The following is a 25,208-nucleotide window of genomic DNA, read 5'->3' on the forward strand; positions in this document are numbered from 1 at the left end:
ACGCGAGGAGACGCGTTTGTCGCGCGGCGCCACCCAACGGCGCCATTCCGTTCACCGCGACGAGCCTGTGTCAGGGCGCCGTTTCGACATCGGCGCTCTAGCGAGGCTCAGTCGCAGCCCGTGGCGTCGCGAGAGGGCACCCAGTTGCAATCGAAGGTGTGCACCTCTCCCGTGGCACGACCGCGCCCAGGCGCCGAGTTGAGCATCGTGTTCCAGAACCGCGAGAGCGCCGAGTTGAGTGAGTGGGTGGGACCTGTCGGCGGGTCATTGCTGTAGAGCTGCGCCCCGTGCACGTTCGGTTCGACGGAGCCATTGGCACGGAGCACGACAGGGTCACTCGGCGCGTAGAGCCACTTCATGCGCGACGAGGCGTTCCTGCCGGTGACTCCCATGGCCCGGTTCATGGTCTGCACCCACTCGGTACGCGCCGCGCGCTCCGCCGGGGTATTCGTCGTGGAGAGATACGGCAGCCCGGCGTTCGACATGTAGAGCTGGTCCTGGCGGTTCTGCCAGACGAGCGTGGGCAGGTCGAAGCCCCCTTCCGACACGGGCGCGGTGATGATGTCGTAGAGCACCGGACCGCTGATGCACTCGTGCGGAGGATGCACGAGGTCCCCCGGCGTCCGCGCGGCCACACAGGACGGTGTGAGCGAAGACTTCCAGATGCTCGTCAGCTCCTCGAACGCCTCCAGCCCCGAGCCAATCCCAAGCACGGGATAGTCCGGGTGATTCCAGTCGAGCGGCAGGTACCCGGCACCCGGGAAGACAAGCAGCCGCCCCGCCTTCGCGGCCTTGGGCAGGTGCCTCACCACGCGATGCGTGTTGTTGAACGCACCAAAGCCTCCCGCCGAGCCTCCCCGCCACAGCACTCGCAGGGCCTTGTTGTCATCCAGGCCATATCGCTCGACGAGCACGGCGAGCATCGCCTCCACGTTGTGCGCCCCCGTGAAGCGCCAATCCCGCCGCGTCCCCTTGTAGGTGATGTCGGGCGCATCCAGGGCCGTGCCCGTCCACAAGTCACTGGAGCAGTAGTGGCCGAGCACATCGATGGCGCCACTGAAGTCATCAGGGCTCGCGGGAGCGCTCTCCCGCAGCGCCCTGTCCGCGGGCAGGTTCACCGACGACACCAGGTCGATGCCCCGATTGCCGCAGCCCCCCAGCGGACTCTCGCTGTCGAACGCGCAGAAGCCCCCGCCTTCGAGGCGCAGCACCCACTGCGTCGGCAGGGCTCCACCTGGGGGCACCGGAGGGAAGGTGACCTCCAGGACGAACTCGTCGCCCAGATTGCACCGGGCATCCGTCCAGCGGGCATCTCGAAGCGCCGGGCGCACCGTCTCCGTCAGCCGGCGCGCGGGATTGCCAGCACGAGTGCACGCGGTGACGTTGTAGCCATTGCCCGAGGGCCGACAGGTGGCCGTCCCTCCAGCCCAGGCGGACGCCAGCGAGGAGCAGGATACCGAGGCTCCAGGCACACACGCCGTCGCCACGGCTTCGAGCGACGGGTCCGTGACGCCCGCCTCGGAGAGGGGCACGTGGCGAGGTTCCGCCTCACCACAGGCGGAACAGGTCAGGACAACGGGGAGCAGCAAGAGAAGAGAGCGCATTCCCTTTCAACCCGCGACACCCGAGAAAGTCGCGGAGGTCCCGACTCTACTTCCGAGGCTGGAGCCCGCCACCAGGGACGGACTCCAGCCAGGAAGCATGGAACTCAGCCAGCGGGCGGCGTATCCGACACGCGCTGGCGTCGGCTGAACACCCGTTGGACGACGACGAAGAACAGCGGCACGAAGAAGATGCCCAGCAGCGTGCCGACAATCATGCCCCCGAGCACGCCGGTGCCAATGGCCCGCTGCGCGCCCGAGCCCGCGCCGGACGCAATCGCCAACGGCGTCACGCCGAAGCCGAACGCCAGCGACGTCATCAGGATGGGCCGCAGACGCGAGCGCACCGCCGTCAGCGTCGCCTCAATCAACTCCATCCCCTTGTCCAGGTTCTCCTTCGCGAACTCGACGATGAGGATGGCGTTCTTGCTGGAGAGTCCCACCGTCGTCAGCATGGCGACCTGGAAGTACACGTCGCGGTCCATTCCCCGCAGCGCGCTTCCCAGCACCGTCCCCAGGATTCCCAGCGGCGCCACGAGCAGCACGGCCGTGGGAATCGTCCAGCTCTCATACATCGCCGCCAGGCACAGGAAGACCAGCAGCAGCGAGAGCGTGTAGAGCAACGGCGTCTGAGCACCCGCCGCGCGCTCCTGGTACGACTGCCCCGCCCACTCCAGGCCGAAGCCGGGAGGCAACTGGGAGACGAGCCGTTCGACCTCGGCCATCGCCACGCCGGAGCTCACGCCCGGAGCGGCCTCGCCGTTGATCTCCATCGCCGACACGCCGTTGAAGCGCTCCAGTCGCGGAGAGCCGGAGCCCCAGCGCGAGCTGGCGAAGGAGGTGAAGGGAACCATCTCGCCCTTCATGTTGCGCACCGACCAGCGGTTGAAGTCCTCGGGCACCATGCGGAACGGCGCGTCGGACTGGACGAACACCCGCTTGACGCGACCCCGGTCGATGAAGTCGTCGATGTACTGACCACCCCATGCCACCGAGAGCGTGTTGTTGATTTCAGCCGTCGCCAGCCCCAGCGCGGAGGCCTTCGCGACATCCACGTCGATGCGGAACTGCGGCGTGTCGTCCTGCCCGTTGGGACGCACGTTCGCAAGCAACCCGTTCTGCGCCGCCGCGCCCAGGAACTGATTGCGCGCGGCCGTCAGCGCCTCGTGGCCCTGACCTGCGTTGTCCTTGAGGTAGAAGACGAAGCCCGCCGAGTTGCCCAGCTCCGACACCGCGGGCGGCGGGAAGGCGAACGCGAGCGCATCCTGGATCTGCGACAGCGCCCCCATGCCCTTGCCCGCCACCGCGTTGACGCCAAGCTCGGGCGACTTCCGCTGGGACCAGTCCTTGAGGTTGATGAACGCGATGCCGGAGTTCTGGCCGCTGCCGCCAAAGCTGAAGCCCTGCACGCTGAACAGCGCGGCGACCGCGTCCTTCTGGTCCTCGAGGAAGTGCCGCTCCACCTGCTCAATCACCTTCATGGTGCGCTCCTGCGTCGCGCCCACGGGCGTCTGCACCAGCGCGAACAGGAAGCCCTGGTCCTCGGAGGGAAGGAAGGAGCTGGGCAGCCGCAGGAACAGCGCCACCATCACCGCCACCATCACCACGAAGGCCAGCATGAAGCGCCTGGTCCGGGAGAGGATTCCACGCACCACCCGCTGGTACCCCGCGTTGCCCTTGTCGAAGCCGCGATTGAACGCGCCGAAGAACCCCGTCTCCTTCACGTGGTGTCCCTTGGCAATCGGCTTGAGCAGCGTCGCGCAGAGCGCCGGGGTGAGGACGATGGCCACCAGCACGGAGAGCACCATGGACGTCACGATGGTCACCGAGAACTGCCGGTAGATGACGCCCGTGGCCCCTCCGAGGAACGCCATGGGAATGAAGACCGCGGAGAGCACGACGCCAATGCCCACCAGCGCGCTGGTGATCTGGTCCATCGACTTGCGGGTGGCCTCCACGGGAGACAACCCCTCCTCGCTCATCAGTCGCTCGACGTTCTCGACGACGACGATGGCGTCATCGACGAGCAGGCCAATCGCGAGCACCATCGCGAACATCGTCAACATGTTCGCCGAATAGCCCAGCGCCGTGAGCACGCCGATGGTCCCCAACAGGACGACGGGCACGGCAATCGTCGGAATCAGCGTCGCGCGGAAGTTCTGGAGGAACAGGTACATCACCAGGAACACCAGGAGGATGGCCTCGAGCAGCGTCGAGATGACCCCCATGATGGCCACGCGCACGAACGGGGTGGTGTCGAACGGAATCACCGCCTTCATGCCCTTGGGCAGCGTCGGCTCCAGGTCCTTCAGGGCCGCGGCGACACCCTGCGCCGTGTCCAGCGCGTTGGCGCCGGCGGCCAGCGACACGGCGATGCCGGTGGCGGGCTTGCCGTTGTAGCGACTGATGATGCTGTAGTTCTCCGACCCCAGCTCCACCCGGGCCACGTCTCCGAGCCGGAGCACGGAGCCGTCGGCGTTGCCTCGCACGATGATGTCGCGGAACTGCTCTGGCGTCTGGAGCCGGTCCTGCGCCGTCACCGTGGCGTTCAACTGCTGGCCCGGCACCGACGGCGTCCCACCGAGCTGCCCCACCACGACCTGCTGGTTCTGGGCCCGGATGGCGCCGATGACGTCGTTCGGAGTCAGCGCGTAGGTGTCCAGCTTGTTCGGGTCCAGCCAGATGCGCATCGCGTACATCGTGCCGAACACCTGGGTGTTGCCCACGCCGGGGACGCGCGCGATGGGGTCCACCAGGTTCGTGGCGACGAAGTCCTGGATGTCGTCGCCGCCCATGCTGCCGTCCTCGGAGACGAAGGCAATCACCTGCAGGAAGCCCGAGGCGGCCTTGCTCACCGCGATGCCCTGCTGCTGCACCGTCTGCGGCAACAGCGGAATCGCGAGCTGCAGCTTGTTCTGCACCTGCACCTGCGCGATGTCCGGGTCGGTGCCGTTCTTGAACGTCAGGGTGACGGTCGCCGTGCCGTTCGACTCGCTGGTCGCCGACATGTAGAGCAACCCATCGAGTCCCTTCAGGCTCTGCTCGATGACCTGCGTGACGGAGTCCTCGATGGCCTTCGCGGAGGCACCGGGATAGATGGCCGCCACCGTCACGGTGGGAGGCGCGATGACGGGGTACTGCGCGATGGGGAGCTGGGTGATGGAGAGCGCGCCCGCCATCATGATGATGATCGCCAGGACCCAGGCGAAGATCGGACGGTCAATGAAGAATCGTGCCATGTGAAGGTCCCGTCACTCCTGCGTCTTCGCGGGAACCAGGGGCTCTGATTCCCCTGGCTTCGCGACCGCCGGTGGAGCTTCCGTCGCCTGGACGGGCATCCCCGGCTGGATTTTCTGGAGGCCTTCGACAATCACCCGGTCACCCTCGACCAGACCGCTGTCGACGAGCCACCGGTCGCCCACCGTCCTGCTGGCCTGGACGACGCGAGGCTCGACCTTGCCGTCCTTGCCCACCACCAGCGCGGAGGCGTTGCCCTTCGCGTCCCTGGCGATGCCCTGCTGGGGAACGAGGATGCCCTGCTGGCGCAGCCCGTTGCCGACGAGCGCGCGCACGTACATGCCGGGCAGCAATGACTGGTCGGGGTTGGGCACCGTCACGCGCAGCGCGAAGCTGCCGGTGCCCGGGTCCACCGTCACGTCGGAGAAGGTCAGCGAACCGGGATGCTCGTAGCGGCTGCCGTCCTCCAGGAGGAGCGTCACCGGCGTGCTGTCGGTGTTCTTGAGCGTCCCGGCATTCAGCTCCTTGCGCAGCCGCAGCAGCTCGCTGCTGGACTGGGTCAGGTCGACGTAGAGCGGGTCCAGTTGTTGAACCACGGCGAGCGCCGTCGGCTGGTTGGCGGTGACGAGCGCGCCCTGGGTGATGGACGACTTGCCGATGCGCCCGGAGATGGGTGAGGTGATGCGGGCGTAGCCCAGCGTCACGCTCGCCCGCTGCAACGCGGCCTGCGCGGCCTTGACGTCCGCCTCCGCCTGTCCCAGCGAGGCCACGGCCTTCTCGTTGTCCGACGGGGTGACGGCCTCGAGCCGCAGCAGTTCGGCCGAGCGCCTGGCCGTCAGGGCGGCCGAGGTCAAGGTCGCCTGGGCACGCTCCAGCGCGGCCTTCGCGCTGCCGTAGTCCGCGCGGTAGGTCGCGTCGTCAAGCTCGTAGAGCGGCTGCCCTTGCTTGACTACACCACCCTCCGTGAAGAGCCGGCGCTGGACCAGGCCGTTGACCTGGGGGCGGACCTCCGCCACGAGAAAGGCGCTGGTGCGGCCCGGCAGCTCCCGGGTGAGGAGCACGGATTCCGCCTTCAGCGCGACGACGGTGACTTGCGACGGCCCGTAGGCCTCTTGCGGAGGGGCGGCTTTCTGGCAGGCGGCCAGAAGCGCGGCGCCGGACGACAAACCAACGAGCGCCAGCCGAAGCGAGCGCGAGCGAGACCACATGACAACCTCGGGAGCGGGGATGAAAACAGGGCGCCAGACCTCGGCGCGGCCCTTCCTCTACCGAATGCACGAGTTCCCGCCACCAAAACCGCATGCACATCGGAGTGGAACCTCTTGGCGGAAAATCGCTGGACACTTACGAAAGTGCCCCCGGTAGTCTGACAGGCGCGGGTTTTCCCGATTGGACCTTGAGCGCTGCTCCTTGAAATGGTTCGGCTCCAGCTCAAGGAGTCGTGATGCCGCGCAGCGCGTCCCCCACTCGTCGGAAGCAACCTCGCCAGCAGCGGGCACAGGCCACGTGCGACGCCATCCTCACGGCCACCGCCCGCATCCTCATTCGTGATGGCTACGAGACCACGAGCACCAACCGGATTGCCCAGGAGGCCGGGGTCAGCATCGGCTCGCTCTACCAGTACTACCCGAACAAGGAGGGGTTGGTGTTCGCGGTGTTGGAGCACCACGGCGCCCAGTGGCTCGCGGGGTTCGAGGCGGCGCTGCACGACTCCGCCTCCGCGTCGCTGAACGTGGCGGTCCGCGCCATCATCCAGAAGATCCTCACGCTCAAGCGGCTCCATCCCCAGTTGGATCCGCTCCGGTATGCCCTGCTGCCCGTGCTGCGTCCGTTGGGATACGTGGACACGTTCGAGCAACAGCTCTTCCGGCTGGTGCGGGCGTTCCTCGCGGCGCGCCTGGAGGACATCCGGCCGCGCGAGCTGGACATGGCGGTCTTCATCATCGTCCACACGTTGGAGGCGCTCTGCCACGCCGCGGGGGTGGACCGCCCCGACTACCTCACGAACGAGCCGTTCCCGGAGGAGCTGTGCGCGCTCGTGCTCGGCTATCTGCGCCCCGAGCCCGTGGCCTTGCGCCCTCCGCCCCACCGGTCCGCCGCGCCTCGACGGAAATATGAGCAGTAGCCCCGGGGAGCGCGCGACGAAGGCCCCTTTCCCCTCGGTGGCGAGAATGTGAGCCCCCATGCGAGTTGAGCCGGGGTGCAATCAAATACATCCTGATTGCACCTCCAGCGCCTGTCTCGACGGCTCTCCATTCATGAATCTCCATCCCGATGACCAGCGGCGAGCAGCCGCGCACCACGCGTCCGCGCTCGGAGCCTTTCCCTCCCTGACGCCGTCCCAGCTCGAAGCCATCCGGCACCGGGCCCGGGACTTCCTGGAGCAGTTCCGCGCCCACCCCGTGTTGCATGACACAGTCAACGTCCTGCTGCTGCTGGGCCTGTTCGCGGCGGATGTGCTGTCACTGACGCTGCTGCCCTCCGTGTTGCCCTGGACGCTGTCGACACCGGGCAACACCGTGCTCGCGGGGCTGGTGTCCGGCGCGGCGCATGGCTTCCTCGTGTGCGGCATCGTCACCTTCAGCGTGCACGAAGGCGCCGCGCACGACCTCATCATCATCGGCGAGGGACGGCTGGCGCGCACGCTGCGAGTCCTCGCGAACAATGCCTGCCGGCTCTTCCTCGCGGACCCGCTCCACTACAGGGAGGCCCATGCGAGCCATCACCGGAGCCTGGGGACAGAGGACGACGGCTCCTTCACCCACTTCGTCCGCTTCCGCCGGCTCCTGGGAAGCCTGCTCCCACTGGCGCCCATGCTCAGCCACTCCGACTACTTCCCCTGGCGCCCCCAGGAGCACACGCGCAGCCGCAGGCTCTCCGTCGCCCTGACCAACGTGTACCTGGTGCTCTGCGCGGTGCTGGCGACGTGGCTCCATGGGTGGCTCTTCACGGGCGTGGCGCTGTTCCTCGTCGGCAGTTGGCTCAGCTTCGTGTTGGACAGGCTGCGCGAGAGCACCGAGCACCTCTTCATGCCCTTGGACCGGGTGAATGGAACGAGGGAGCTGGGCCTGGGCTTCTGGGGACTGCTCCTCGGCGGCGGGCCGTGGGGACAACCCTGTCATCTGTCGCATCATCTGGCGCCCGCGCTGCCCTGGTACCAGCAGCTCCGGCTGCACTTCTTCCTGCGCCGTGTGTTGAGCCCGGAGCAGCGGAGCCACTTCTTCCCGCGGCCCGTCATCGGCATCCCCTCGTTGCTCTGGCGACTGGCCACCGCGACACCTCCCGCCCCGACGCGGGACTGAAAGGCCTGACGCCATGAACTCCCCTTCTCCACGCGGCGACGCGTCCGCGAGTGGTGCGTCCTTCGACGCCATCTTCATCGGCTCGGGCATCGGCTGCCTGGGCGCCGCGGCGGTGCTCGCCCGGCACGGAATGAAGGTGCTCGTGCTGGAGCAGCACTCCATCGCCGGAGGGATGACCCACACCTTCCGACGCAAGGGCTATGAGTGGGACGTCGGCGTGCACTGTCTGGGCAAGGTGCATGACCCGAACGCGCAACTGCGCCAGGTCTTCGACTTCGTCACCGACGGCGCGCTCGGCTGGGCGCGCATGGCGCCTGTGTATGACAGGCTCGTCTTCAGCGACCGGAGCTATGACTTCATCGCTGGGGCAGAGGCGTTCCAGGAGGAGCTGGGCCGCGCCTTTCCGTCCGAGCGCAAGGCCATCGCCACATACCTGGGCCTGTTGCGCGGAGTGGAGCGGGCCTCGCAGCGCTACTTCATCCAGCACGTCCTTCCCCGCTGGATGACACCGCTCACGTATCCCGTGCTCGGCTGGCCCTTCCGGCGCCATTCGAATCGCACGACGGGGGACGTGTTGCGCTCGCTCACGTCGGACTCGCGACTGCTGGGGGTGCTCACGGGACAGTGGGGCAACTACGCGCTGCCACCCGGAGAGAGCAGCTTCGCCATGCATGCCCTCATGGCCGAGTACTACCTGGAAGGCGGCTGCTATCCCGTGGGAGGCGCCGGGAGCATCCTGGACACCATTGCCCCGGTCATCACCCGCGCCGGAGGACAGCTTCGCGTCCGCGCCGAAGTGAAGGAGATTCTGGTGCGCGACGGCCGCGCCCTGGGCGTTCGCCTGACGAGCGGAGAAGACCTCCTGGCCCGGCATGTCATCAGCGGCGCGGGCGCGGCTCGGACGCTGGGCGTGCTGCTACCGGAACGCTGGCGTCCTTCTGAAGCCGTGCGGGCCCTCCAGCGCATTCCCCAGTCCATCGGACACCTGGGCCTGTATCTCGGCCTCCGAGGCTCGCCCGCGGAGGTGGGCCTGCCCGCCACCAACGTGTGGGTCCATGCCGGGTATGACCATGACGCGAACCTGCGCGCGTTCAGGAACGACGCCTCGTCCCCGCTGCCCGTCGTCTACCTGAGCTCCTCGTCCGCGAGAGACCCCGCGTGGACGCAACGACATCCAGGGCGCTCCACGCTCACCGCCGTGTGCCCGGCTCCCTACTCCTGGTTCGAGCGCTGGGAGGGCACGCGCTGGCACCGACGAGGGCCCGAGTATGAGGCTCTCAAGGCCCAGCTCACCGAGCGGCTGCTCTCCGTCGTCTTCGACCAGTTCCCCCAGCTCCGTGGACGGGTGGAGCACCAGGAGCTGTCCACACCGCTCAGCACGGCGCACTTCGCTCATCGGCCTCGTGGTTCCATCTACGGGCTGGAGCACAGCCCGGAGCGCTTCCGCCAACCCTGGCTGCGCTCGCGACTTCCCATCCGCGACCTGCTCCTCGTGGGACAGGACGCTGTCTCCGTGGGCGTCGGCGCGTCCCTGATGTCCGGCGTCCTGGCCGCCTCCGTCATCCTGCGGCGCAACGTCCTCGGCGACATCGAGCGCCAGTCATCCGCCTACCGCCGCGCGGCCTGACAGCCGCGAGGCACTCCCGCCCTCTCTCCATTTCCGACGGCGCCCGAGAACCGGGCGACCGCTGTACCGGCGCATGCCTGGACGCTCCTGGCTCGCGCGAAAGGCCCCACCATGAAGCCCTCACTGCGATTGCTCCAGACCCTCCTGCGCGGACCGACTCGAGGACGACTGGCCCCCCTGGAGGAGAGCGTCACGCACTGGCGCGTCCTGCCCACGGACCTGGACCTCTTCGGCCACATGAACAACAGCCGCTATCTGGCGATGATGGATCTCGGCCGCGTCGACCTGCTCGTGCGCGCGGGGCTCTTGTCGGACCTGCTCCAGCACCGCTGGGTCGTCCCTGTCGGCGAGACATCGCTCCAGTTCAGAGGCTCGCTGCGCCTGTTCGAGAAGTACGCACTGGGCACCCGCCTGGCCGCCTGGGACGACCATTGGCTCTACTTCCAGCAGGAGTTCCGGAGGCCATCGGAGCCCGAGCGCCCCGTGGCCACGGGCTATGTGCGCGCCGTCTTCCGCGACGCGAAGGGCTCCGTCCCACCGGCCCGCATCATCCAGAGCGTGTTGGGACATGAGGCGCGAAGCCCGGAGCCCGACGAGGAGCTGCGCCGCCGCTTCGACCTGCGAGGCGCGCGGGCCGACACCGCCGCGGCTTCCACGCGCGAGCCGCTGGCCATCGTCGGCATCGGCTGCCGTCTTCCTGGCGGCATCGAAGACACAGACGGCTTCTGGACGGTGTTGATGGAAGGGCGCGAGTGCATCGTCGATATCCCCGAGGAGCGATGGGATGCGAAGAAGTTCCACGATGCCTCTGGCAAGGCGCCCGGCCGGACCTACGTGCAGAGAGCGGGGCTGCTCCAGCAGGACCTCCGCGAGTTCGAGCCGGGCTTCTTCGGCATCACCCCGCGCGAGGCCAACGCCCTGGACCCGCAGCAGCGCTTGATGCTGGAGGTCTCCTGGGAAGCGCTCGAGGACGCGGGCGTGCCACCGAGCACCCTCGCGGGCAGCCGCACCGGCGTCTTCGTCGGTGGCTTCATGATGGACAACCTCATCCTGCACGCGAGCCCGGACAACCGGGAGCGGCTCGACAGCCACTCGGCGACGGCGAGCACGCTGACGATGCTCTCCAACCGGCTGTCCTACTTCTATGACCTGCGAGGCCCCAGCGTCTCCATGGACACGGCCTGCTCGTCCTCGCTCGTCGCGCTGCATCTGGCGTGTCAGAGCATCTGGGCGAAGGAGAGCGACGCGGCGCTCGTCGGTGGCGTCAACGTCCTCCTCCTCCCGGAGACCCAGGTCACCATGTCCAAGGGGCGCTTCCTCTCTCCCCGAGGCCGCTGCCACGCATTCAGCGACCAGGCCGACGGCTACGTGCGCGCCGAGGGCGCCGCGATGCTGGTCATCAAACCCCTGTCATCCGCGCTGCGCGATGGCAATCCCATCCACTCGCTCATCCTCGGCACCGCCGTGAATCAAGACGGGCGAACGCCGGGCATCACCGTGCCCAATGCTGAAGCGCAGGTGGCCGTGATGCGCGAGGCGTACGCGAAGGCAGGCGTCGACCCGCACAGCGTCGCGTATGTCGAAGCCCATGGCACGGGCACGCCGGTAGGTGACCCCATCGAAGCGCGGGCCATCGGCACGGTGACAGGCGTGGGACGCGGTGACGGCGAGCGCTGCCGGATGGGCTCGGTGAAGACGAACCTGGGGCACCTGGAAGCGGCGGCGGGTGTGGCGGGCGTCATCAAGGCGGCCCTCGTCCTCAAGCACGGCACCGTGCCGCCGCACCTGCATCTGGAGAAGGTGAACCCCCAGATTCCGCTCGACGCGCTCGGCCTGCACATCCCCACGCGTCCGGAGTCGTTGCCGCGCGGGACGGAGCCTCGCATCGCGGGAGTGAACTCCTTCGGCTACGGAGGCACCAACGCTCACGTCGTCCTGGCCGAGCCACCTCCGCGAGTGGCCACCCTGACTCCCCGACGCCCGGAAGGACGCCCCCTGCTGCTGCCCCTGGGCGCGAAGTCACCCGAAGCCCTGTCCGCGCTCGCGGGTCGCTACGCCACCTGGTTGGAGACAGGACGAGGAACGCCGGAGCAACTCTGCCGCGACGCGGCCGTGCACCGCTCCCATCCTCGTCATCGACTGGCCCTCCGCGGCACGAGTCGCGAAACCATGGCGACCTCACTGCGCGCCTTCTCGAAGGGTCAGCGCGATGTCCCCGGCCTGGACTTCCTCGCGGAGCCTCCCGAGCGCCACAAGGTCCTCTTCGTCTACACAGGGATGGGTCCGCAGTGGTGGGCCATGGGACGACAGCTCCTGGCCACCGAGCGCGTCTTCCGCGACGCAGTGGAGGAGTGCGACGTCCTCTTTCGCGAGCTGGCGGGGAGGTCCATCGCCGAGGAGTTGGCGCGGGACGAGGCGTCTTCGCGCATCACCCGCACGGAGGTGGCACAGCCCGCCAACGCGGTGTTGCAGGTGGCGCTCACGCGGCTGTGGGCCTCGTGGGGAGTCGTCCCCGACGCCGTGGTGGGGCACAGCATCGGCGAGGTCGGCGCGGCGTGGGCATCAGGGGCCCTGGATTTGCGAGACGCGCTGCTCACCGCCTTCCATCGGAGCAGGCTCCAGCAACGGCTCGCGGGGCATGGCGCCATGCTGGCGGTGGGACTCGGGCCGGACGAGGCGCTCGAATGGGTCCAGCGTCACGGCCCTGGCATCGCCGTCGCGGCCATCAACAGTGAGCGCTCCGTCACCCTCGCGGGCGAACGTGCCCCGCTGGAGCGCGTGGCCTCCGAGCTGGCCGCGGCTCAACGCTTCCACCGCTTCCTGCAGGTCGAGGTGCCGTATCACAGCCCGCTCATGGACCCGCTCCAGGGAGAGCTGCTCACCGCCCTGAAACCCCTGCGGCCCCGCGCGCCGGGCATTCCCATCTACTCGACGGTGTCCGGCCGACGCATGGAGCCGGGCGAGCGTCACGACGCCACCTACTGGTGGAACAATGTCCGAGGCTCGGTGCGCTTCGCGCAGGCGCTTCGTCAAGCCGTGGAGGACGGGCATGGAGCGTTCGTGGAGGTGGGCCCGCACCCGGTGCTGGCCTCGTCCATCCGCGACGTCCTGAGCGCGTCCAAGGCGCGCGGCGAGGTCATCGCATCGCTCGTGCGTGAGGCGCCCGAGCAGGAGACGATGGCCGCCGCGCTCGGACGACTCCATGTCCTGGGGGCGGAGCTCTCATGGCCGGGGTATTTCGGAGCGGGCGCCTACTCAGGAGCGCCGCGCACGCCCTGGCAACGCAAGACCTACTGGGAAGAGAGCCCACGCTCCGCACGTCGACGGCGCGCCTTCGTGGGGCATCCCTTGCTGATGGACTCCGAGCCGGGCCCCGCCCCCACGTGGACGGCGGAGTTGAACCTCGCGGCGTTGCCCTATCTCGCGGACCATCGGGTGGCTGGCAGCCTCCTCTTTCCTGGCGCGGGACATGTGGAACTGGCGCTGGCGGCGAGGCACGCGCTCACGGGGGATGCGCGCTGCTGCATCGAAGAACTGGAGCTCACGTCGGCGATGTTGCTCCGCGAGGACTCGAGCCCTCGTGTACGGCTGAGCTTCTCGTCCGAGACGTCGTCCTTCCACGTCCAGCGACAAGAGGAAGAGCAACAGCCGGTGGTCTGCGCCCGAGGCAAGCTGGTCTCGACCGGGCGCGCGACCCGCACCGTGGACGTGGCGGCGCTTCAGGCGCGAATGTCGGACCTGACGGACGCCGACACGCTCTATGCCGCGCTTGAGCGCAGGGGATTGAGCTACGGCCCTGCCTTCCGCGCGGTGACGACGCTGCACCGTGCATCAGGAGAGGTGCTCGCGCGACTGTCTCTCCCCTCCTCCGTGGACGAGCGGGGCTACCACCTGCATCCCGTGTTGCTCGATGCGGCGTTCCACAGCCTCATCGCGGCGGCGACGGAAGAGGCGAAGCACGACATCGTGCCCACGGGCATCGAGCGCATCCAGGTACTCGGCCTCCCGGGGCGGGAGCTGTTCGCCCATGGGCGACTCCTCTCCGTGAGCGGATCCACCCTGCGCGGGGACATCACGCTGATGACCGAAGATGGCACCGTCCTGGCCGAAATCACCGGCTTCACGTGCCGCTTGTTGCCTCGGGTTGCCTCGGACGATGCGGCACTGCTGGAGCGCTCCGTGTACCTGCGTCAGTGGGAGCGAATCGAGCCCGCGGAGCCAGCTGCGCGGGAAGAGGTGACCTGGGTGGTGCTGGGTGGCTCGGCGCCAGAGGCAGGTGCGCGTGGCTGGCACCACGTCACTGACGCCATCTCATTGGACACGATGCTTGGAGGGCTGCCCGAGCAGGAGCGCGTGCGGCTCGTCGACCTGCGCTGGCTCGACTCGGCTCCCGAGAGCGAGACACCCGTGTTTCGGGGAACGGATGCCGCGGAGGCGCTCCTGCGGGGAGTCCAAGCGCTGCGTCCCGGTCGAATCGAGCGCTACTACCTGATCACCACTCGTGCCGAGCTGGTGTCCGCTTCGGTCGAGGGCACGCCAGGTGCGAAGCCGTTGCCGGGTGCGTCAGACGCGACGGTCCTCGGGAACACGGCTCCGACTTTCGCCGTGGAACAGCCAGACCTGCCTTCGCTGGAACATGCGCCGCTGCTCGGGCTGGCCCGGACCGTCATGACGGAGCGCCCTGACCTCCGCTTCACGTGGGTGGACCTCGACGCGGCTCCGACGAGCGTCGAGGCTTTGCTGGTCCGCCTGCGTGGACTCGGCGTGGAGCAGGAGGTCGCCGAGCGCGAGGGGCTGTTCCATGCCTCGCGCCTCGTGCGTGGCACCCTCACCTCAGCGCAATCCCTCGCGGAGGGCCCACCACTGATGCCAGTCCCCGAGGGAATGGGCTACGAGTTGGTGCTCGGAGAGGAAGGACGACTCGACACGCTCGGCTTCGTGCCACGCGCGCGCCATGCTCCCGGCGTCGGTGAAGTCGAAATCGAGGTCGAGACCACCGCCCTGGGCTTCAAGGACATCATGAAGGCCCTGGGCCTGCTCTCCGCGCGCGTGAAGCAGAACACCTATATCGGCGACGCCATCGGCATGGAGGGAGCCGGGCGCATCAGCGCCGTGGGCGCGGGAGTGACGGACTTCGCGGTGGGAGACCGCGTCTACGGTGTCGCCCCGGGCTTCGTGGCCTCCCACGTGGTCCTGCCCGCCGGGCACGTGGTGAAGCTCCCCGCACACCTGACCTTCGAGGAGGGTGCCAACCTCATCGTCTTCATGACCGTGTACCACGCGCTGGTGCGGGTGGCGCGGCTGCGCCGGGGCGAGCGAATCCTCATCCATGGAGCCACGGGAGGCATCGGGCTCGCGGCCATCGAGGTCGCCCGCTGGTGCGGCGCGGACATCATCGCCACGGCCGGAAGTGACGAGAAGCGTCAGTACCTGCGCGAGCACGGCCTCACCCACGTGAGCAACTCCCGCGACGTGAGCTTCGCGGATGACGTGCACGCCTGGACAGGAGTGCGTGGCGTGGACGTGGTGCTGAACTTCATGCCCGGTGAGGTCATGACGCGGAGCCTCGGCTGTCTGGCTCCGTTCGGACGATTCATCGAGCTGGGCAAGGCCAGCTTCGAGCAGGACGAACTGCTCCGCCTGCGTCCGTTCAACGAAAATTTGATGTACGCGGCGGTCGACTTCGACCGACTCCTGGAGAGTCGTCCCGAAGAAGTGCGCGAGCTGTATCAGGAGGTGCTGCGGCGCTTCGAGGAAGGGAGCTTCCACCCCCTGCCCTCCCGCTCCTGGCCCGCGAGTCAGGTGGAGGAGGCCTTCAGGACCATGGCGAGAGGCAAGCACATCGGCAAGGTGTGCATCTCCCTGAAGGACCCGGCGCTGCGCGTCCTTCCGCCCGCGCGGCGCGAGCGACTCTTCGCCGACGGCACGTATCTCGTCACGGGTGGCCTTGGAGGGTTTGGACTGGAAGTCGCGCGCTGGCTCGTGGAGCAAGGCGCGCGGCATCTGGTCCTGGTGAGTCGGAGAGGCGCATCGTCCGAGGAGGCACGTGAGGCTCTCGCGGCCTGGAGCACTCGCGGTGTCACCGTCCTCGCGGTGTCTGCGGACGTGGCCCGGTACGAGGACCTGGAGCAGGTCTTCACGCGCCTGCGCGCCGAACTCCCTCCGCTCCGAGGCGCCTTCCATTGCGCTGTCGCCCTGGACGACAAGCCGCTGGAGCGCCTGGACCGGGCCTCACTGGACAGGGTGATGGCCGCGAAGGCCCAAGGAGCCTGGAACCTGCATCTGTTGACTCGCGCGTCGCCGCTCGACCACCTGATTCTCTTCTCCTCCATCTCCTCGCTCATCGGCAACGCGGGGCAAGGCAGCTACGTCGCGGCCAACGCGTTCCTGGACCAGCTCGCGGTGTACCGGCGACAGCAGGGCCTGCCGGCGACGGCACTCCAGTGGGGGGCCCTGGGAGAAGCGGGGCTCGTCGCGCGCAACGCGAACGTGGCGCAGCACCTGGAACACCTGGGGCTGCGCGGCCTGTCCACCCGTGCCGCGCTCCAGGCACTCGGGCGCGTCCTGGACGCCCCTCCCGTGCAACTGGCCATCGCGGACGTGGACTGGAATCGCCTGGGCGCGGCGCTCGTGCCTTGGAGTGGGGCTCGGCGTCTCGTCGGACTGCTGAAGACCGCGGAGCAGGCCCCCAGCAACGAGCCTGGCGCCCTCGCGGGCATGGACGAGGACACCCGACGCGGGCTCGTCACCCAAACCCTCACTCGAATCGTGGCGAGGGTCATGCGCACCCAGGAAGGCTCACTCAATCCCACCCAGCCCCTCCGTGAGCTGGGAATGGACTCCATCATGGCCCTGGAAATCGTCACGGCGGTGGAGCGCGAGCTGGGCGTGAAGCTGTCCACGATGGAGGTGGTGAGCGGCCCGTCCCTGCGCGAACTGTCCACGCGCCTGTCCATGAGCGCGGTTCCGGAAAACCAGACAGCCTCCGGTCCACATTCACACACAATGCATCTGTAACACCCCACGCTACAAGCGCTCTGTCCAAACACGCCACCACACTATTCCTGTAGCGCTCCACGCCACAGACGTCCCATCCAGACATCGCGATACCAAGGGGAAGCCCGCGAGTCCCCTCAAACCCAGTCTTTCCTTCACAGGCAATCCTCATACACTTCAGGCGCGACTTGCGTGACGACCTGTCACGCCTGCTCGCGCGGGGGTGCCAATGGACAGGGATATCCGTCGTAGGCCGGGCGCGGTGTCTTTCGTGCTCTGTCTGACTGGGATGTTGACTCTCTTCACAGGCTGCACGGACAAGACGACAGCAGAGGACCGCTCCGAACCGGCGCGGAAGGACAAAGCAAACCCAGGCGAACCCGCCGAGGACCCGGAGGCCGAACTCCAGCGGCTGGACGATCTGCCCGAGGCAGAGACAAGGAAGGTCACCAACACCTTCATCCAGCGGACGAAATCGCCCACCGACCTGGAGGAGAACCTGGCGATTCATACGCGCCTGCCACCCCCCGCCAATGAAAGCCTCAAGGACAGCTTGATTCGGGTGATGGGAACGCGGGAGAGCCCCGTGGTCCTCTTCCGTTCGGATGTCCTGGAAGAGATGGGGGTCATTTCCAAATCGCCGGGTCCTGAGTTCTTCACCTCGCTGTCGCTGTTTGATGAGGAGCATGAGCTCGCGCGGCGCTTCGAAAACGAGGAGCTTCTCGCCAAGGGCGTTTTTGGAGACACGACCGAGGACACCGTCGTGTTCGAGGGGCTGTCGCCCACGAAGCGAATCAAGGGAGAGCTGTTCGAACAGGAGGTCTTCCGCCAGGGCGCAACCGTGGCCGGCGCGCTGTGCGCCCGGACGCCGAGGTCCTCCTGGGCGGCGTGGGAGAAGTCCCTGCTCATCACCGCCGAGGAGGTCGTCGCGGATCCATTCCGCACCTGGAACGCCTGCACGCAGTGGGGCACTCCCGGTGGGGCATGGACGTTCGCCCATCTGATGAGACAGATGGCGGCCAACTCGAGCATGTCGCCGGAGCAGTTCACCCTGCGCTGGCTGGAGACCTGGCTCAACGAGCAGGTCATCAACGGCGACAAGGTGGCGGCCCGCACCTTCATCTTCCCCAGGGTCATTCAGCCCTGGGCCACCGCCAGTGGCGCTTCCGCGACCCTGGTGACGGATGCCACCGGACGCATGCGCGTCGTGTTGAGCGGAGCGCTTGACCTGGACATGGCGCCCCTTGCGCTGCGTGCCATCGTCAACAGGACGGACATGGGCCGCACGACGAAGGGAAAGTCCGGCTATGGCGGTACCACCACCGCCGAGCCAGTGGACGCTGGAGAGCTGCGGTTCGTCTTCGCCGTTCAGATGGGCCTCGGTGAGACCTGGTGCTCCGAGTCGGAGTTCACCGTCATCATCGAGTACGGCGTGCCCATCAATGGCTGCGGCCCGGTGGTGGCGTGGGCCCGGAACTGGCTGGACCTCAGCACGTTCGCGTCATTCGACTACAACTATCTCAACGCGTTGGAGAAGCTGACGAGGCGAGTGGTCACGGCGAACGCAGCGCCCAAGAAGGGCAACCGGAGCGCGCTCAACCAACTGCGCACCAACGAGGTCTCCCTCCAGCCTCGGTATGGCGGGTGGGAGCTGCGGGAGTTCACCCTCTCGGTGGAGAAGCCGGCGAGCAACTCCGACACCCCGGCGAATGGGCCGCTGCGTCCCCACACGGTGGCCCAGAGCCCCGATGACGACGTCTATGACTCGAACAGCAGTCTGGAAGTCGACGACTACGTGCGCAATGTGGTGCTGCCCACCGTGCCCTTCGGCTCGGGGCCCGCTCCCGGCCAGTGCACGTCGAACTACACCGTGCCCTACCGTTACCTGGGCCAGGACTTCCGGGGTGGCAACTCGCTGGTGCCTCCCGACTTCTGGCGCGCCGTGAGCATCAACCCCGCGGACACTCGGGAGGTTTGCGCGCGGCATGATTTCTCGCTCAACACCTGCCAGGGCTGCCACAGCAAGGACACGGCGACCAGCTTCACCCACGTGAAGCCCACTGGTGGGATTCCCGCCGCGCTCTCCAGGTTCCTCACGGGCGGCGGGCCCGGCTTCTTCCTCTCCGTCCGCGACACGCAGTTCCCTGGCAGCGGCTACAGGTGGCGCTTCGCCGACCTGGACCGCCGCTGGCGCCGACTCAACGAACTGGCGCTGTGCACCTCGTGCACCAAGACCGCCGTGCTCAAATCCGAGCTGCTGGACAGGATTGCCGAGATAGCGGGCGTGCTTCCCATCGACCCCGTGGGCCCGGTCGATGGCGACGAGCCGTTCAAGCCCGGCCCCATCAAGGACCGTGAGACCGTGAAGGCCATATTCGACCTGCGCAAGGAGTTCGCCTCCGAGTTCCGTGACGAGACGCTGGACACGATTCGTCCCGCGGAGTCCATCACCCACTGACGCGAGCGTTCAGGGTGGGCGAGCTTCGACTTCACGGGCTCGCTCTCCCTGAACGCCGAGGACAACGCGCGTGGCCAGACTGCACGCCCTCTTCGAACAGGTTGAGTGGGGGTGAGAGCCTGCACCGCGCTGGCCCATGACGGAGCGCCGGGAATGGCTCAGCGGGCAAACCTGGGGGCCGGATCCAGAGCAGGTCAGCGCAGGTCGCCCCCGAACCTCGGGCTGAACCTGGATTCTCCTGGGGCTTTGCCCCGAGAATCGCGCGCATCGACGCTCTTGGGGCGTCGCCGTGCTCCCGGCGGTCCTCCATGGACAATGCAGCCTCCCAGCTCACCGTCCCCCCGACTCGCGTGCCCCTGGCGCGGCTGCGCGACTCCGCGAATCTCCTGGCCTCTCTCGCCCCAGGCGCGCTCTTCGCAGTGGCCCTGCTCGTGGTGTCGAGCCAACCGCGCTTCTCATGGCTCGCCGAGCCCCTCCGCTACCCGTGGGAGCTCTGGGTGATTGCGCTCGCCGGAACGACCGCGACGGTCGCTGGCGTGGCGGACTGGCGCTACCACCGCGTGGCACAACTCCGGGTCGGCCCCAATGAACACCGCGCGGAGTTCCTCGCCCTCGCTGGCGGCGGCTTCCCGCTCTTCCTGCTGATGTGCGCCGCCTCGGTGGCACACCGCCCTCTCGTGTTCCTGCTCCCCGTGCTCGTCCTCCTCATGGGGACAGTGGTCCTCATCTGCTACGACGAATTTGTCTTTCACCGTCGGCGGTGCGACCGCTGGGAGTCCTTGCTGCATCGCACCCTGCTCCTCGGCCATGCGACGGCGTTCCTCGCCTGGGCGCACTTCTGCTTCGTTCGTGAGCACCTTCATGGCTGAGTATCCGCGCTCCCCGTGGAGCCGGGGCATCGAACTGCTGACTCGCGCCGCCCACCTCTACGACGCGCCGGGCTCGACACTCGCCCATGAAGCGCGGAGCGCATGGCGCGGGGGCTTCGCCAGCAGCGCGACGTGGATGGCCCACGCGCTCGCCCAGGTCCGGGGGCGTCCCGTCCCCACCGCACTGCCACATGCGGGCCGCTGGGGCGCACTCAAGTATGGCTGCGCGCTCCTCGCTGCCCTCTGTGGCTGGGGACTCGCCGTGGGCCTCGGCCTGCCGCACGCCATCGGTCTGGGGCTGGCGGTGCTCGCGTTCTATGCCGCCGAGGTCCAGGGCCTCTTCCTGTTTCCCCTGCTGATGGATGGCGTCGAGCACCCCTGGCGCAGCGGGCGCGCGTTGCTGCGCCGAGCCGGTGGCACCTCGCACGCCGTCGGCACCGTACTCATGCTGGCCGGAGTGATGCTCCTCGGTGGACTCGTCGGTCGCGGCTGGGTCCGCTGCTGGTGCCTGGGATGTCTCGCGGTGGTCCACTGGTACGAGGACCTGCGAGCGTGAGTCTCGCGGAGCTGTGGAGTCGAGGACTCGCCCTCGCGGTGGACGCCGTGCGCGTCAACACCGTGGCGCTGGAGGTCCGTCAGGACGTCTCGCTCTGGCACAAGCAGCGCCGGCTCGGCATGGGCGCGGTGATTGCCGCCGGTAACGTCTTCCTGCGCCTGTCTCGCAGCCACATCCGGATGTTTCCCTCCACGAAGAGCTGGCGCGACTGGGAGCTGTCCACCTTCGCTCTCCTCCACCCGGGCCACACCGCGGAAACACGGGGCGCCCGCGCCGTCGCCCTCGAGGCGCTTCCGGGTGAGCGCCTCGACCTCCTGCTCGCGCAAGGACGACTGACGACGCCGATGGTGGAAGCCGCCGCGCGGGAGCTGCATCGAGCGCATGGCCTGACATCGCCCCACGCTTCACGTCCGTGGTCTCACGGCGATGCCCACCTGAAGAACGTCCTCTATGACGAAGCGGGGCAGCGAGCCTGGCTCATCGACTTCGAGACCGAGCACGACGCCCACCTCAACTCCGACGAGCGACACGCGGATGACCTGTTCGTCTTCCTGCTCGACCTGAGGGGGTGCTCGACGCGGGAACAGGCACGCTCCTTCGCCATGGCGTTCCTACGCGCCTACTCCGAGCCTTGCGTGCTCAAGGCCCTGCAAGCCCGCCTGCGTCCACCTCGCGGGCTGGAGCGAGCCCTCTGGAAGAGCCGCTCACATCACCTGCCGGACGCGCAGCTCATCGAATGGCTGGAGCACCTTCGCCACGAGTTGACGCTGCTGTCGTGACTCACGAGAGGAGCTTCCGCTACTCGCGCAGCGGCACGTCCTGCCTCCGCCACAGCGGCTTCACCGGCACACGCTCGAGAATCCCCGAGCCGAAGACCCGGTCCAGCTCCAGATAGTCCATGTGCACGTAGCCGATGTGACACCCGCACATCGCCTTCGCGCACGGCCGGGGACGCAGCGCCTGGTCGAAGTCCGGTGCGTAGATGTTCCCAATCGGCTCATCGATGAAGTGACACCGGCGCGCCGTTCCCTCTCCATCCACGGAGATGACCGACTCGCCTCCCCTGCACGCCCGCCCCAGGCTCGGATGCCGCACGTTGTTCACCGGGAACAGCGGGTCCACCGCTGTGAAGCGCGCCACGTCCTCGGCCGTGTACGGCTCCTCCTGCCCGTCCTTCACCGCGTTGATCCACAGGTACGTGTCGTCGGACAGCTCGCGGCGCAAGGCCTCCGCCTCCTCGGCGAAGCGCACAAACCCCACCACGCCCGCGCTGTGCCGCACTCCCAGGGCCGTCAGCGTCTCGCACTGCGCCACGAAGCGACGGCGCTTCATCCACTCCGGATGATACGTCGCCCAGATGCCCAGCTTCTCCGCGCGGCAGTCCTTCACCCAGTCCAGCTTGCACGACAGGTTCGTCTGCGCCGCCACCCGCTCCACGTGCGGCAGATGCGTCAGCCGCGCCAGCGCCTGCTGATACCAGGGCCAGATGAGCGCCTCACCCCACGGCGTGAAGAACACGGACACCGTGTCCCCCGTGCGCGACTCCACCCACGCCAGGAACCTCTCCAGGTCCGCGCGGTCCTTCTCCAGCTCCTCGTCCGTGTGCTTCCACTTGCCGAAGGGACAGTACTCGCAGCCGTAGTTGCAGCTCGACAGCGGACCTCGATAGAGCACGGTGAGCTTCATCGCCAGGCGTACTCCTGTGACAACTCACGCACCCCCGTCGAGTGCAACCAGGGGCCAATCAGGTCCGAGAGTTCCACGCCCGCGGCCGTGAGCCGCAGCGCCGTCTCGTCCCGCCGCGCCAGCCCGTGAACCTCAAGCTCCAGCAGCTCCGGGAAGTCCTCCAGCACGTCGGTGCAGAACTGCTCGCGGTACGTCGCGAAGTCCACGCCCTCCGCCAGGAGCGACAGCAGCATGTACCGACGCCGCCGCTCCTCACCGTCCAACCGGAAGCCGTACCCCACCTCGCCAAAGGACTCCGACGTGCGCGCGCTGTACGACGCGATGATGGAGCGCACCTCGCGCGAACCGACGGCGTACTCGGACGAGTAGTGCACCTGTCCCGTATACGAGCGCGCCCCGCACCCCAGCCCCACCATGCCGTCCTCCTGGCAACGGTACACCGGGCCTCCCGCGTCCGGCGCGTGGCGCGCGCGGAACATCCGCATGGACACCTGCGTGTAGCCTTGCGCCAGGAGGAACTCGCGGCCCGCGCGATACAGCGCGATTCGCAGGTCATCCCACGCGCGCGCCTTCTTCCCCAGGAAGGTGAGCGGGCGCACGTAGAGCGGATAGAGATACACCTCCTCCGGCGTGAAGCGCAGCGCCTGCTGGATGGAGTACAGGAACGTCTCCACCGTCTGCCCTTCCATGCCGTAGATGAGGTCCAGGTTCAGCGTTGGGAACCCCGTCGAGCGGATGAGGTCCAGCGCCGCCTCCACCTGCGCCGTCTGCTGGGGCCGCTTCACCGCGGCCACCTCCGCCTCGATGAAGCTCTGCACGCCGATGCTCACCCGGTCCGTGCCGCGCGAGCGCAGCGCCCGCAGCTTCTCCGCGTCCACCGTCTCCGGAGACACCTCCACCGAGACGGGGATGTGATGAGGGTCCGCGCCCAGCACCTTCTCCGCCAGGTCGAACACGCGGTGCAGCCCCGCCACGTCGAGCAGCGTCGGCGTGCCTCCTCCCACCGCGAGCCGCGCGAAGCTCGCCGTGCCCAGCGCCGCCTTCACCCGGTGCGCCTCGCGCTCCAGCGCCCCCAGATACCCCTCCACCACGTCCTGCTTCGGCCCCGCCGCCGTGAAGAGATTGCAGAAGCCACAGCGCATCTCGCAGAAGGGGACGTGGAAGTAGAGGAACAGGGCATCTCGCCGCTCCTCCGCCCACACCGACTCCAACGAGAGCGCCGGCGTGAAGGGCCGGTAGGCCGTCTTGTGCGGGTAGCCATAGAGGTACGCCACATACGGCGTCTCCCCCAGCATCTGCTCCAGGCGCGTCATGGTGAGGACTCTCACGACAGGGTGAACTCGGCGTAGGGCACCGTCCAGACGACGGGGTGGCCCACGCGATGACCGTTATAACCGTCCTCGCCGTACGCCGTGCCGTGGTCCGAGCAGACCATGCAGAAAGCCGGTCCCCGGCGCCGCAACGCGGCGAAAAGGGGTGGGAGCTGACTGTCCACGTATTCCAGGGCTGCCGCGTGGGACGCTACGGAATCCTCGGCGGCCCCCGGCAGATAGTGGCGGTTGGGCTGGTGCAGCGCTGAGACGTTGATGAAGAGGAACACGCGCTGCTCCCGAGGCACGGCCGAGAGTCGCTGGACGGCCAGCGCCACCTGATGCTCGGTGGAACGAGGCTCGCGCACCCCCAGCTCGGGGCTCCAGTGGCTCTCCGCGAAGAGGCCTGGCAGCACGCTGCCCAAGGGGTTGAGCTTGTTGAAGAAGCCCACGCCGCCAATGCACACGGTGTGGTAGCCGCGCGCCGACAGGCCCGTGACGAGGTCCGGCGCATCCAGCACGCAGGTTCCCTGCCCCGTCGTCTCGCTGCCCTCGAAGCGCATGGAGAACAGCCTCGCGTGCCGGCCCGGACGCGCGGGGGTGGGAAGGAAGCCGGCGAAGAAGGCGTGGTGCGCGGCGTAGGTGAAGCTCGCGGGCGAGTGGCGCTCCTCCCACTGACCTCCCGGCATCAGCGCGGACAGATTCGGGATGCGCCCCGCCATGGCCAGCTCGGTCGCCACGTCGTGGCGCAAGGTGTCCAGGGTGAGGAAGAGCAGGTCGTGCGAGCCGACCACCGTGTTCATGTCCATTTTGTAATCACTTCCGCGACGGACTCGTGTCGCGAGGTGATGCGCTCCACCGTGAAGGTCGGAGGCGGCAGCGCCACGGGCCACTCCCGCCCATGTGAGACCCAGCACGTGGCGAAGCCCATCTGCGTCGCGCCGACGATGTCCCGCACCGGGTCATCGCCGATGTGGAGGACCTCGAAGGGTTCACGATTCACGTGCTTCAGCGCGGCCTTGAAGATGGCCGGGTCCGGCTTCTCCGCGCCCACCTCGCTCGAATAGAAGCCATCTGGCACGGAGTGGTAGAGGCCCGCGGTGAGCAGCTTCCAGCGCTGCGTTCCCGAGAAGCCGTTGGAGACCACCTGGACGGGCTGGCGCCGCGCCAGCGTGTCGAGCCACGCCGCCAGCTTCGGGTCGCCGACCACGAAGCTCGACACCTTCGACTGGAAGTCCAACCAGAACTCCTTCGCCTTCAGCTCCTTCAAGAACGTGGTCGTCACGTCGGCGCAGAAGGCCTCCCTGTCACGCTCTCCCCGCTCGTCGAACTTCTGGAGGGTGGCCAGGTCCTCGGCTCGACGATGCTCGGGAAACACGTCGGAGAACCGGGTCATGAGGTCCTCGAAGTAGCGCACGACGGCGGACTCGCGGTCGACCAGGGTGTTGTCGACGTCGAAGAAGATGGCCTTCGGCCGCGCGGGCCCGTACTTGCCGAACGCGCGCGGCTTGCTCATCCACTTCTGGTCTTCGTACAGGTGGCGATACCGCTTGTACGGTTCCATGA

The 25,208-nt window shown here is 68.0% G+C and carries 15 protein-coding genes; 8 read left to right on the top strand and 7 right to left on the bottom strand.

Annotated elements, in window-relative coordinates; translation table 11 throughout:
- Positions 1-107 precede the first annotated feature (107 nt).
- The 3 genes from HUW62_RS03745 to HUW62_RS03755 form a co-directional block, all read right to left on the bottom strand.
- Complete coding sequence (locus HUW62_RS03745) at positions 108-1,532, bottom strand: pectin acetylesterase-family hydrolase (protein ID WP_176433574.1); 1,425 nt, start codon at positions 1,530-1,532, stop codon at positions 108-110.
- 176 nt (positions 1,533-1,708) lie between these two features.
- Positions 1,709-4,840 (bottom strand): efflux RND transporter permease subunit, encoded by a 3,132-nt coding sequence (locus tag HUW62_RS03750; RefSeq protein ID WP_176433575.1) that lies wholly within the window; start codon positions 4,838-4,840, stop codon positions 1,709-1,711.
- Between the two features lie 12 nt (positions 4,841-4,852).
- On the bottom strand, positions 4,853-6,046 hold the full coding sequence (locus tag HUW62_RS03755) for an efflux RND transporter periplasmic adaptor subunit (protein WP_176433576.1): 1,194 nt from the start codon (positions 6,044-6,046) through the stop codon (positions 4,853-4,855).
- 236 nt (positions 6,047-6,282) lie between these two features.
- Between HUW62_RS03755 and HUW62_RS03760 the strand changes: the two genes are divergently transcribed.
- The 8 genes from HUW62_RS03760 (at position 6,283) to HUW62_RS03795 (ending at position 21,425) form a co-directional block, all read left to right on the top strand.
- Positions 6,283-6,963 carry a TetR/AcrR family transcriptional regulator gene (locus tag HUW62_RS03760; protein ID WP_163865690.1) on the top strand — a complete coding sequence of 227 codons (681 nt, stop codon included), beginning with the start codon at positions 6,283-6,285 and terminating at the stop codon, positions 6,961-6,963.
- Positions 6,964-7,096: 133 nt separating this feature from the next.
- The gene (locus tag HUW62_RS03765; protein ID WP_163865691.1) at positions 7,097-8,140 is read left to right on the top strand and encodes a fatty acid desaturase; all 1,044 of its coding nucleotides are present in this window, start codon (positions 7,097-7,099) and stop codon (positions 8,138-8,140) included.
- Between the two features lie 13 nt (positions 8,141-8,153).
- On the top strand, positions 8,154-9,767 hold the full coding sequence (locus tag HUW62_RS03770) for an NAD(P)/FAD-dependent oxidoreductase (RefSeq protein ID WP_176433577.1): 1,614 nt from the start codon (positions 8,154-8,156) through the stop codon (positions 9,765-9,767).
- 111 nt (positions 9,768-9,878) lie between these two features.
- A complete protein-coding gene (locus HUW62_RS03775; RefSeq protein WP_176433578.1) occupies positions 9,879-16,784 on the top strand; it encodes a type I polyketide synthase in 6,906 nt (2,301 codons plus the stop codon).
- Between the two features lie 268 nt (positions 16,785-17,052).
- Positions 17,053-19,221: a hypothetical protein gene (locus tag HUW62_RS03780; RefSeq protein ID WP_163865694.1), complete on the top strand. Its 2,169-nt coding sequence runs from the start codon at positions 17,053-17,055 to the stop codon at positions 19,219-19,221.
- Positions 19,222-19,529: 308 nt separating this feature from the next.
- Positions 19,530-20,090, top strand: a complete 561-nt coding sequence (locus HUW62_RS03785) for a hypothetical protein (RefSeq protein ID WP_240356356.1) — start codon at positions 19,530-19,532, stop codon at positions 20,088-20,090.
- Positions 20,083-20,646, top strand: coding sequence for a hypothetical protein (locus HUW62_RS48465; protein WP_240356357.1), 564 nt, complete (start codon positions 20,083-20,085; stop codon positions 20,644-20,646). Before HUW62_RS03785 ends, HUW62_RS48465 begins: the two co-directional genes overlap by 8 nt.
- Positions 20,643-21,425, top strand: a complete 783-nt coding sequence (locus HUW62_RS03795; protein ID WP_368670333.1) for a hypothetical protein — start codon at positions 20,643-20,645, stop codon at positions 21,423-21,425. The genes HUW62_RS48465 and HUW62_RS03795 overlap by 4 nt, the downstream gene beginning before the upstream one ends.
- A 19-nt stretch (positions 21,426-21,444) precedes the next feature.
- Here the strand turns inward: HUW62_RS03795 and HUW62_RS03800 are convergent, their stop codons facing one another.
- The 4 genes from HUW62_RS03800 to HUW62_RS03815 are packed head-to-tail and all read right to left on the bottom strand — an operon-like array spanning position 21,445 to position 25,206.
- Complete coding sequence (locus tag HUW62_RS03800) at positions 21,445-22,332, bottom strand: STM4011 family radical SAM protein (RefSeq protein ID WP_176433579.1); 888 nt, start codon at positions 22,330-22,332, stop codon at positions 21,445-21,447.
- On the bottom strand, positions 22,329-23,645 hold the full coding sequence (locus HUW62_RS03805) for an STM4012 family radical SAM protein (protein ID WP_163865696.1): 1,317 nt from the start codon (positions 23,643-23,645) through the stop codon (positions 22,329-22,331). Before HUW62_RS03805 ends, HUW62_RS03800 begins: the two co-directional genes overlap by 4 nt.
- 11 nt (positions 23,646-23,656) lie before the next feature.
- On the bottom strand, positions 23,657-24,451 hold the full coding sequence (locus tag HUW62_RS03810) for an STM4013/SEN3800 family hydrolase (RefSeq protein WP_163865697.1): 795 nt from the start codon (positions 24,449-24,451) through the stop codon (positions 23,657-23,659).
- On the bottom strand, positions 24,442-25,206 hold the full coding sequence (locus tag HUW62_RS03815) for an HAD family hydrolase (RefSeq protein ID WP_240356359.1): 765 nt from the start codon (positions 25,204-25,206) through the stop codon (positions 24,442-24,444). The genes HUW62_RS03810 and HUW62_RS03815 overlap by 10 nt, the downstream gene beginning before the upstream one ends.
- Positions 25,207-25,208: the final 2 nt, after the last annotated feature.

The organism is Myxococcus sp. AM011, from assembly GCF_013372595.1.
Taxonomy (GTDB): domain Bacteria; phylum Myxococcota; class Myxococcia; order Myxococcales; family Myxococcaceae; genus Myxococcus; species Myxococcus eversor.

Coding starts and splice junctions, on each gene's coding strand:
- HUW62_RS03775 (WP_176433578.1), top strand. CDS start 9,879: ATGAAGCCCTCACTGCGATTGCTCCAGACCCTCCTGCGCGGACCGACT.
- HUW62_RS03750 (WP_176433575.1), bottom strand. CDS start 4,840: ATGGCACGATTCTTCATTGACCGTCCGATCTTCGCCTGGGTCCTGGCG.
- HUW62_RS03755 (WP_176433576.1), bottom strand. CDS start 6,046: ATGTGGTCTCGCTCGCGCTCGCTTCGGCTGGCGCTCGTTGGTTTGTCG.
- HUW62_RS03770 (WP_176433577.1), top strand. CDS start 8,154: ATGAACTCCCCTTCTCCACGCGGCGACGCGTCCGCGAGTGGTGCGTCC.
- HUW62_RS03815 (WP_240356359.1), bottom strand. CDS start 25,206: ATGGAACCGTACAAGCGGTATCGCCACCTGTACGAAGACCAGAAGTGG.
- HUW62_RS03805 (WP_163865696.1), bottom strand. CDS start 23,645: ATGACGCGCCTGGAGCAGATGCTGGGGGAGACGCCGTATGTGGCGTAC.
- HUW62_RS48465 (WP_240356357.1), top strand. CDS start 20,083: ATGGCTGAGTATCCGCGCTCCCCGTGGAGCCGGGGCATCGAACTGCTG.
- HUW62_RS03765 (WP_163865691.1), top strand. CDS start 7,097: ATGAATCTCCATCCCGATGACCAGCGGCGAGCAGCCGCGCACCACGCG.
- HUW62_RS03800 (WP_176433579.1), bottom strand. CDS start 22,332: ATGAAGCTCACCGTGCTCTATCGAGGTCCGCTGTCGAGCTGCAACTAC.
- HUW62_RS03785 (WP_240356356.1), top strand. CDS start 19,530: ATGGACAATGCAGCCTCCCAGCTCACCGTCCCCCCGACTCGCGTGCCC.
- HUW62_RS03780 (WP_163865694.1), top strand. CDS start 17,053: ATGTTGACTCTCTTCACAGGCTGCACGGACAAGACGACAGCAGAGGAC.
- HUW62_RS03810 (WP_163865697.1), bottom strand. CDS start 24,451: ATGGACATGAACACGGTGGTCGGCTCGCACGACCTGCTCTTCCTCACC.
- HUW62_RS03760 (WP_163865690.1), top strand. CDS start 6,283: ATGCCGCGCAGCGCGTCCCCCACTCGTCGGAAGCAACCTCGCCAGCAG.